Raw genomic sequence first — 8,471 nt, 5'->3', positions numbered from 1 at the left:
CCTCCTCGAGCTTCGCCGTCACCTTGGCTTCCAGCTCGGACGCCGGCACCGTGATGGCGTAGCCCCGCTTCAGGCCTTCGTTCAGGGTCTGGGTGACCTGCATTCCGTCTTCCTCGTCGCCTCGAGTCTGGTGCGGGCGGAGGGTCTCGAACCCCCACGCCTTTCGGCGCCAGAACCTAAATCTGGTGCGTCTGCCAATTCCGCCACGCCCGCGGACGGGACCGCCGCGGCCCCGGCTGAAGCGGCTTCCTAGCAGAGCCCTCCGGCGGGCGCGAGTGAAAAAACCGCCCCCACGCGCCCGGCCCCGGCCGCCCGCGCGCAGGCCGCCGGGGCCGGGTCCACCGGCGACGAAGCCGGCGGTTTCGTACCGTGCCCGACGGGGTCAGTCGGTCCCGATGCGGAACGTCCCCTTCTTGTGCCCGACCCACTGGAAATGTCCCTCGCCGGGCGATGCGGCGAACTCGAGCGTGTAGTCGTAGCCGCCGGTGATCCCGGCGAACTTGCCGGTGCCGCCGGTGATCACCGCCTTGCCGGTCCCTGCCCCGCCAGTGCCGGATTCCTCCAGCGTCTCGAAAATCCTGTCGCCCTCCGCGTCCTGCCAGGTGCAGTTGCCGAGACCGTCCCACGCCTCGCTCTCGGTATCGAAATGGCCGAGCGCCACGCAACGCGCGCCCATGCGCTCCATCGGCCCGGAGACCGTCTCGGTGATCACCAGGCTCACCTCGACCAGCGACGCCTGCGCGGTCGCGCCAGCGGGGATCACCATCCTCTCCCTCACGTCGGCGCCGAAGGTGAACTCGATCTCGCCCTCGCGCGGCCCCTCCTGCGCCGCCGCGAGCGGGGCGAGGGCCAGCAGCGCCGCCGTGAGCGCCGAGAGGCGGAATCGCGGTCCGAAGGCCGCGGAATCGTGGTAGACTGACGGGCGGCCGGCAGGACATCCGTTCATGGACATGCGGCTTTCTCCCCGATGGTCGCGGCGGGCCGGGACGGCCCCGCGCCGCCCCGAGACTAGCACGGCGTCCGGGCGCGCGTCCCGAGAGTCTCTCGAAACTTCCCCGAAATCCGCGCCCGCCGCGCCGCTCCACGCCGGCGGCGCCGTCATCGACCTCGCCGAGGGCCGCGTCACCGCGCCCGACGGCACGATCACCGACCTCCGCCGCCAGTCGGCCGAGGTGCTGCGCCTGCTCGCCGCCCGCGCCGGCCGCACCGTCCCCAAGTCCGAAATCCTCGACGCGGTCTGGGGCGACGTCGCCGTGACCGAGGACAGCCTGGTGCAGTGCGTCACCGAGATCCGCCGCGCCCTCGGCGGCGCCCGCGACCGGCTGCACACCGCCCACCGCTCCGGCTACCGGCTGGAGTTCGACGCCGCCACCCCCGGCAGGCCGCGGCGGCCCGGCATCCTTGCCGCCGCCGGCGCCCTCGGCCTCGCCGCCCTCCTCGCGCTCGGCGCCTGGCTCATCCTCCACCGCGCCGCGCCGCCGGACGTCCGTGGCCCGGTCGTCGCCGTCCTGCCGTTCGACAACCTCGCGGGCGGCGAACGCTGGGACCGGCTCGCCCGCGGCGTGACCGGAGAGGTGATCGCCGATCTCGCCGCCAATCCGTGGATCTTCGTGCTGGCCGACGCAACCACCCGCCCCCACGCCGGCGAGACGCCGCAGGCGGTCGGCGCGGCGCTCGCCGCCGATCATGTCGTCACCGGCACGCTGCTGGCCGACGACGAGCGCGTGCGCATAGCCGCCGCGCTCGCCGACCCCGCCAGCGGCCGCCAGGTCTGGGCGCGGCAGTGGCAGGGCCCGGCCGACGACCTGCTCCTGTTGCAGACCGCCGCCGCCGAGGCGCTGGTGGGCGAACTCGCGGCGCACTGGTCGGGCGCGATCGCCGCCGCCGACCGCGCCCGCGCCCACGAGGCCCCCACCCGGAACCTCGACGCCTACGACCTCTACCTGCTCGGCATCGAGGCCAAGCACCGCATGACGCCCCGCGACTTCGATCTCGCCGAGGACTACCTGCTGCGCTCGGTCGCGATCGACCCGGGCTTCGCCCGGGCCTGGGTCGGCCTGTCGATCGTCATGGGCTTCAAGGCGAGCAGCACCGCCGACGAGGCCAAAGTCGCCGCGCTGACGGACCGGCTGCGCGACTATGCCGCGCGCGCCGTCGCGGCCGACCCCGACGACCCCTCGACCCTGCTCCAGGCCGGCTGGGCGGCTTCCCTCGACGGCGACCTCGAGGCGGCCGGCCGCGACATCCGCCGCGCCGTCGAGCGCGCCCCGAACGACGCGGACGTGCTGGCGGTGGCGGCCTGGTCGGGCCCGGGGGCTGCCGGGATACTCGCCGAGGCGAACGCCTGGGCGGACCGGGCGCTGGCGCTCAACCCGGCGGCCCCGGGCTGGCACCTGCTGGCCAAGGGCGCCGCGGCCTTCGGGGCGGGCGACTACGAGGCCGCGGTCGAGGCGTTCCGCGCCGCGCCTCCGGGATTTGCCGAACGCGCGTTCTTTCTCGCCGCGGCATACGCGATGCTCGGCGACACGGAGGCGGCGCGCGCGGCCGCCGACGAACTGCGCGCGATGCTCCCCGGCTTCGACCTCGATCTCTACGTCAAGACCTGGCCGCATCCCGACCTCGCCCAGCGCCTGCTCGAAGGCGCCACCCGCGCCGGGCTCGGCGACGATCCTCCGGACAGATGAACCGGCGGCACGTCCGGACCCGCCGCCCCTTGCAGACCTGCCCAATTCACGGGCAGAATGCGCAAATCCCAGGCAGCGGCGCGGAAATCTCCGCCAGCGTCCGGCCGGGGCCGGGGCGGCCAGATTGAAACCCCCGGCCCAAGCTGGTTTGTCGCAGCCGGACCTGGCGCAGGGAACGCCAAGAACACGAACGGGAGCCGCGGAGAATGAAGAAGATCGAGGCCATCATCAAGCCGTTCAAGCTCGACGAGGTGAAGGAGGCGCTCCAGGAGATCGGCATCCAGGGCCTGAGCGTCATCGAGGCCAAGGGCTTCGGCCGCCAGAAGGGCCACACCGAGCTTTACCGCGGCGCCGAGTACGTCGTCGACTTCCTGCCCAAGGTGAAGATCGAGGTCGTGCTCCCCGACGAGCAGGTCGACGCCGCCGTCGAGGCGATCATCAACGCCGCCAAGACCGGCAAGATCGGCGACGGCAAGATCTTCATCGTTCCCGTTGAACAGGCCATCCGCATCCGCACCGGCGAGGAAGGCAACGACGCGCTCTGAGCGCGCCCGAGCCCCCCGGCCGCCGCGGTCCGAACACGAACGAACCCACAAGCATCAGGAAACACAGATGGCCGACAGGAACTCGGTTCTGCAACAGATCAGGGACGAGGAGATCGCCTACGTCGACGTCCGCTTCTGCGACCCCCGTGGCCGCCTCCAGCACGTCTCCGTCGTCGCCGACCTCGTCGACGAGGACTTCCTCGACGAGGGCTTCATGTTCGACGGCTCCTCGATCGCCGGCTGGAAGTCGATCGACCAGTCCGACATGAAGCTGATGCCGGACCCGTCCTCGGCCTATGTCGACCCGTTCTACGCCGAGAAGACGCTCTGCATCCACTGCACCGTGCTCGAGCCCGACACCAACGAGCCCTACTCGCGCGACCCGCGCGGCACCGCGCAGAAGGCCGAGGCCTACCTCAAGTCCTCCGGCATCGGCGATGCCGCCTATTTCGGCCCCGAAGCCGAGTTCTTCCTCTTCGACGACGTCCGCTACGCCGTCACGCCGAACAAGGTCAGCTTCCAGATCGACGCGGTCGACGCCGCCTGGAACACCGACACCGAGTACGAGATGGGCAACATGGGCCACCGGCCCGGCGTCAAGGGCGGGTACTTCCCGGTCAACCCGACCGACGCCGCCCAGGACATCCGCTCCGAGATGCTCTCGACCATGAAGCGCATGGGCATGAAGGTCGACAAGCACCACCACGAGGTCGCCTCGCCCCAGCACGAGCTCGGCCTGATCTTCGGCGGGCTGACCGAGCAGGCCGACAACATCCTGAAATACAAGTACGTCATCCAGAACGTCGCCGCCGCCTACGGCAAGACCGCGACCTTCATGCCCAAGCCCTACTACGGCGACAACGGCTCGGGGATGCACGTCAACATGTCGATCTGGAAGGGCGGCAAGCCGCTCTTCGCCGGCGACAAGTACGCCGACCTCTCCCAGGAGGCGCTCTGGTACATCGGCGGCATCCTCAAGCACGCCAAGACGCTGAACGCCTTCACCAATCCCGGCACCAACAGCTACAAGCGGCTGATCCCGGGCTTCGAGGCCCCGGTGCTGCGCGCCTACTCAGCCCGCAACCGCTCGGGCTGCGTCCGCATCCCGTGGACCGAGAGCCCCAAGGCCAAGCGCGTCGAGGCCCGCTTCCCCGACCCCTCGGCCAACCCCTACCTCGCCTTCGCCGCACTGCTGATGGCCGGCATCGACGGCATCAAGAACCGGATCGACCCGGGCGAGGCCTCGGACAAGGATCTCTACGACCTGCCCCCCGAGGAACTGGCCGCGATCCCGACCGTCTGCGGCTCCTTGCGCGAGGCGCTCGAATGCCTCGCCGCCGACCACGCCTTCCTGCTCGCGGGCGACGTGTTCACCCGCGACCAGATCGAGGGCTACATGGCGCTGAAATGGGAGGAGGTCTACGCCTTCGAGCACATGCCGCACCCGATCGAGTACAAGATGTACTTCTCCTGCTGACGCCCCCGGCGTCCAACGGCCCGAGGGGCGGCGCATCGCGCCGCCCCTTCCCGTTCCGTCCCCCGGTCGGCTAGGCTCGCCCGGCGCCCGCCACGCCGATCCCCGCAATGCCCGCCCTGACCGTCACGACCTTCGCCGCCTTCGCCAACCTCGTCGTCGCCGGCTGCAAGCTCGCGACCGGCGAGACTCCCGTCGACCGCCTCAAGGCCCTCGCCGACATCGCCGCCGGCGCGAAGTCCCTCGACACGGCCTTCCACGCCACCGGCCTCGCCGCCGTCGCCGCCGAGATGGCCCGCGTCGCCGCGCACCACGCCCACCACGTCACCCATCCCGGCCGCGCCCGCGACGACGCTGTCGCGCTCTTCTGGCAGGTCGCCCCCGCCGCCTTCGCCGACCCCGCGACCTTCGCCGCCGCCCACCTCGATCCCGCCCTGACGACCGACCGCATGGTCGCCGCCATCAAGGCCTCGCCCCACGCCCGCGACTTCACCGCGGCGCCCCTCCCCGAACAGTTCTTCCGCGCCGTCGCCCGCGCCACCCTCGACGTGATGCTGAACCGCGCCGAGACCGTCGCCGCGCTGTCCCCGGCCCTGTGGCGCGTGTCGCTCAGGACCACCGCCGCGATCAAGGAGGACACCGGAGAGATCAGGGAGAACACGGCCGAGATCCTCGCCCTCGTCCGCCGCCTCACCGGCACGCACGAGGCCGAGGCCGCCCACGCCGCCGGCGTCACCGACGAGCGCATCCTCGGCCTCGCCCGCCGCATCGTCGTCGACGTCCCCGACCTCGACCGGGCCTTCACGGAGCTGGAACGCGCCGTCGAGATCGCCATCGAGGTCCAGACCCGCGGCCAAGCCGGCTCGAACACCGGCGATTTCGTCGCCACGGTGCTCGCCCGCATGGCCGCCCTCTCGGCCGAGGGTCGCGACGACGAGGCCGCCGCCGAGGCCGAGCGCGCCTTCGCCGAATGGCAGGCGCAACAGAAGCAGGAGCAGCAGAAGGGCCTCGCCCTCCTCGACGCCGGCCTCCGCGCCGACCTCCTCCGCCGCGACGCGCCCTCGGCCGTCCGCCGCATCCTCCAGCGCATCGAGATCGAGACCCGCGACCCGGCCGCGGTCTTCGACGCCCTGCGGCGGGAGCAGGATACATGGCATAACCGCGGCCGGGACAGGGGCCTGAACCTCGACCTCGAAGTCTCGATCGAACTCGCGCGGCTTTCCGTCGCCCGCACAAAGGATCAGGACCAGACCGGCGCGGCGCTGAACGACCTCGGCGCCGCGCTCCAGACGCTGGGCGGGCGCGAGAGCGGCACGGGGCGGCTGGAGGAGGCCGTCGCCGCCTTCCGCGCCGCGCTGGAGGAACAAGCCCGCGAGCGCGTGCCGCTCGACTGGGCCACGAGCCAGTTGAACCTCGGCAATGCGCTCCAGACCCTGGGCGCGCGCGAGAACGGCACGGCGCGGCTTAAGGAGGCCGTCGCCGCCTACCGCGCCGCGCTGGAGGAATACACCCGCGACCGCGTGCCGCTCGACTGGGCCAGAACCCAGATGAACCTCGGCAATGCGCTCCTGACGCTGGGCGAACGCGAGAGCGGCACGGCGCGGCTGGAGCAGGCCGTCGTCGCCTATCGCGCCGCGCTGGAGGAACGCACCCGCGAGCGCACGCCGCTCGCCTGGGCCGCGACCCAGATGAACCTTGGCGCTGCGCTCACGACGCTGGCCGAGCGCGAGAGCGGCACGGCGCGGCTGGAGCAGGCCGTCGCCGCCTTCCGCGAGGCGCTGGAGGAATACACCCGCGACCGCCACCGGCAACCAGGGCGTCGCCCTGATGCTGCTGGCGGAGCGGACTTCGGACGGCGCGATGGCGCGACTTGCGCGCGACCAGATCGCGGCGGCCGAGGCCGGGATGCGCGCGGGCGGGCACGCGCACGGCACCGACCACTACGCCGCCCAACTGCCGCAGGCCGAGGCGCTGGTCGCCCGGCTGGCCGCAACGTAACCCGCGCCACGTCACGGCAATTTTCGATGCAATGCCAATGGCCTCTGCACCGAACTTCGCGCAAAGCCCTTGTCGAACCCTGAAAAAGTGGCAAGCCTGATTCCAGCCCGGTTCCAGCCGCATTCCAGCCAGACAAAATCACGCCTTTTCAGCCCCTTGCCGCACTCCGCATCACCCCTGACACGCCGGGCACCAGAAGCTCGACCGCCCCGACTGCACCACCCGCGCGACCTCGCCGCCGCAGCGCCGGCAGGGCTCGCCCTCGCGCCCGTAGACGGCGAAGCTGTGCTGGAAATAGCCAAGCTCGCCGTCCGGCCGGCGGTGGTCGCGGAGCGACGAGCCCCCCGCCGCGATCGCCTCCACCAGCACGTCGCGGATCGCCACGACCAGCCGCTCGGCCTCCGCCGCCGTGACCTCGCCCCCGAGTCGCAGCGGCGACACCCCCGCCCGCCACAGCGCCTCGCAGACATAGATGTTGCCCAGCCCCGCCACCGCCCGCTGGTCGAGCAGGACCGCCTTCACCGGCGCCGCCCGCCCGCTAAGCGCCCCGGCCAGCACCGCCGCGCCAAAGCGGTTCCCCAGCGGCTCCGGCCCGAGCCCCGCCAGCAGCCGGTGCGCCTCGACCCCGGCCGTCGGCGCCAGATCCATCGCCCCGAACCGCCGCGCATCGTTGAAGATCACCCGCGCGCCGCCCTCGACGTCGAGCACCACGTGGTCGTGCCTGCCCGGCGCCGCCGGCGCATCACCCAACGCCGGCCCGAGGCCCGACACCAGCATCCGCCCCGACATGCCGAGATGCACGATCAGCGTCTCGCCCCGGTCGAGATCGGCCAGCAGGTACTTCGACCGCCGCCTGAGCCCCAGCACCCGCGCGCCCGTAAGCCGAGCCGCGAACCGCGCCGGCAGCGGCCAGCGCAGGTCCGGCCGCCGCGCCTCGGCGCGCAGGATCACCCGCCCCGCAAGCACGGGCTCCAGCCCGCGCCGGACCGTCTCGACCTCCGGCAGCTCCGGCACGATCCCCCCAGGTTGCCACCCGCGCGCCCGCGCTTATAAGCGTGGGGACCGCTGATCCGAAAGCCCCATGACCGAACCCCCCACGACCCACTTCGGCTTCGAGACCGTGCCCGAGGCGGAAAAGGCCTCGCGCGTGCACGGCGTCTTCTCCTCCGTCGCCAGCCGCTACGACCTGATGAATGACGCGATGAGCCTCGGCGTCCACCGGCTGTGGAAGGACGCGATGCTCGACTGGCTCGCGCCACGCCCGGGCCTCGCCGCGCTCGACGTCGCCGGCGGCACCGGCGACATCGCCTTCCGCCTGCTGCGCCGCGCCCCCACCGCCCGCGTGACCGTGCTCGACCTGACCGAGGCGATGCTCGTCGAGGGCCGCCGCCGCGCCGAAACGCTCCCCTTCGCCGACCGCCTCGACTGGGTCGTGGGCGACGCGATGGCGCTCCCGTTCCCGAACGGCGCCTTCGACGCCTACACCATCGCCTTCGGCATCCGCAACGTCACCCGCCCGGAGCAGGCGCTGGCGGAAGCCTGGCGCGTGCTGCGCCCCGGCGGCCGGCTCCTCGTGCTGGAGTTCAGCCGGGTCTCGCCCGAGGGGCTGCGCCGCCTCTACGACCTCTACTCCTTCAACGTCATCCCGCCGATGGGGCAGGCGCTGGCCGGCGACCGCGCCTCCTACCAGTACCTCGTCGAATCGATCCGCCGCTTCCCCGACCAGGAGACCTTCGCCGGCATGATCCGCGCGGCCGGGTTCGACCGGGG

General features: G+C 72.3%; 7 protein-coding genes and 1 tRNA gene. 5 read left to right on the top strand and 3 right to left on the bottom strand.

All coding sequences use genetic code 11. The annotated features are described in order from the left end of the window. Positions 1 to 128: 128 nt before the first annotated feature. Both KBA23_RS14385 and KBA23_RS14380 read right to left on the bottom strand, forming a co-directional pair. Positions 129 to 213, bottom strand: a tRNA-Leu gene (locus KBA23_RS14385). Positions 214 to 382: 169 nt separating this feature from the next. Next, positions 383 to 952 (bottom strand): hypothetical protein, encoded by a 570-nt coding sequence (locus KBA23_RS14380; protein ID WP_290742177.1) that lies wholly within the window; start codon positions 950 to 952, stop codon positions 383 to 385. Here KBA23_RS14380 and KBA23_RS14375 point away from each other — a divergent pair. The 4 genes from KBA23_RS14375 to KBA23_RS14360 all read left to right on the top strand — a co-directional run bounded on the left by KBA23_RS14375 (position 945) and on the right by KBA23_RS14360 (position 6,784). Next, a complete protein-coding gene (locus tag KBA23_RS14375; protein ID WP_290742174.1) occupies positions 945 to 2,684 on the top strand; it encodes a winged helix-turn-helix domain-containing protein in 1,740 nt (579 codons plus the stop codon). The genes KBA23_RS14380 and KBA23_RS14375 overlap by 8 nt on opposite strands. 206 nt (positions 2,685 to 2,890) lie before the next feature. Next, a complete protein-coding gene (locus KBA23_RS14370; RefSeq protein WP_290742171.1) occupies positions 2,891 to 3,229 on the top strand; it encodes a P-II family nitrogen regulator in 339 nt (112 codons plus the stop codon). Positions 3,230 to 3,296: 67 nt separating this feature from the next. Then, complete coding sequence (gene glnA, locus KBA23_RS14365; protein ID WP_290742168.1) at positions 3,297 to 4,706, top strand: type I glutamate--ammonia ligase; 1,410 nt, start codon at positions 3,297 to 3,299, stop codon at positions 4,704 to 4,706. A gap of 107 nt (positions 4,707 to 4,813) precedes the next feature. Then, the gene (locus KBA23_RS14360; RefSeq protein WP_290742165.1) at positions 4,814 to 6,784 is read left to right on the top strand and encodes a tetratricopeptide repeat protein; all 1,971 of its coding nucleotides are present in this window, start codon (positions 4,814 to 4,816) and stop codon (positions 6,782 to 6,784) included. A gap of 88 nt (positions 6,785 to 6,872) precedes the next feature. Here the strand turns inward: KBA23_RS14360 and mutM are convergent, their stop codons facing one another. After that, the gene (gene mutM / locus KBA23_RS14355; protein ID WP_290742162.1) at positions 6,873 to 7,715 is read right to left on the bottom strand and encodes a bifunctional DNA-formamidopyrimidine glycosylase/DNA-(apurinic or apyrimidinic site) lyase; all 843 of its coding nucleotides are present in this window, start codon (positions 7,713 to 7,715) and stop codon (positions 6,873 to 6,875) included. 67 nt (positions 7,716 to 7,782) lie between these two features. On the opposite strand from mutM, the gene KBA23_RS14350 reads away from it, so the two are divergent. Continuing rightward, a partial coding sequence (locus KBA23_RS14350) for a class I SAM-dependent methyltransferase (RefSeq protein ID WP_290742159.1) occupies positions 7,783 to 8,471 on the top strand: 689 nt, incomplete at its 3' end.

It is taken from the genome of Amaricoccus sp., from assembly GCF_017995835.1.
GTDB lineage: Bacteria > Pseudomonadota > Alphaproteobacteria > Rhodobacterales > Rhodobacteraceae > Amaricoccus.
Note: the sequence above shows the minus strand (reverse complement) of the source record. Positions and strands in the feature narration are given on the sequence as shown.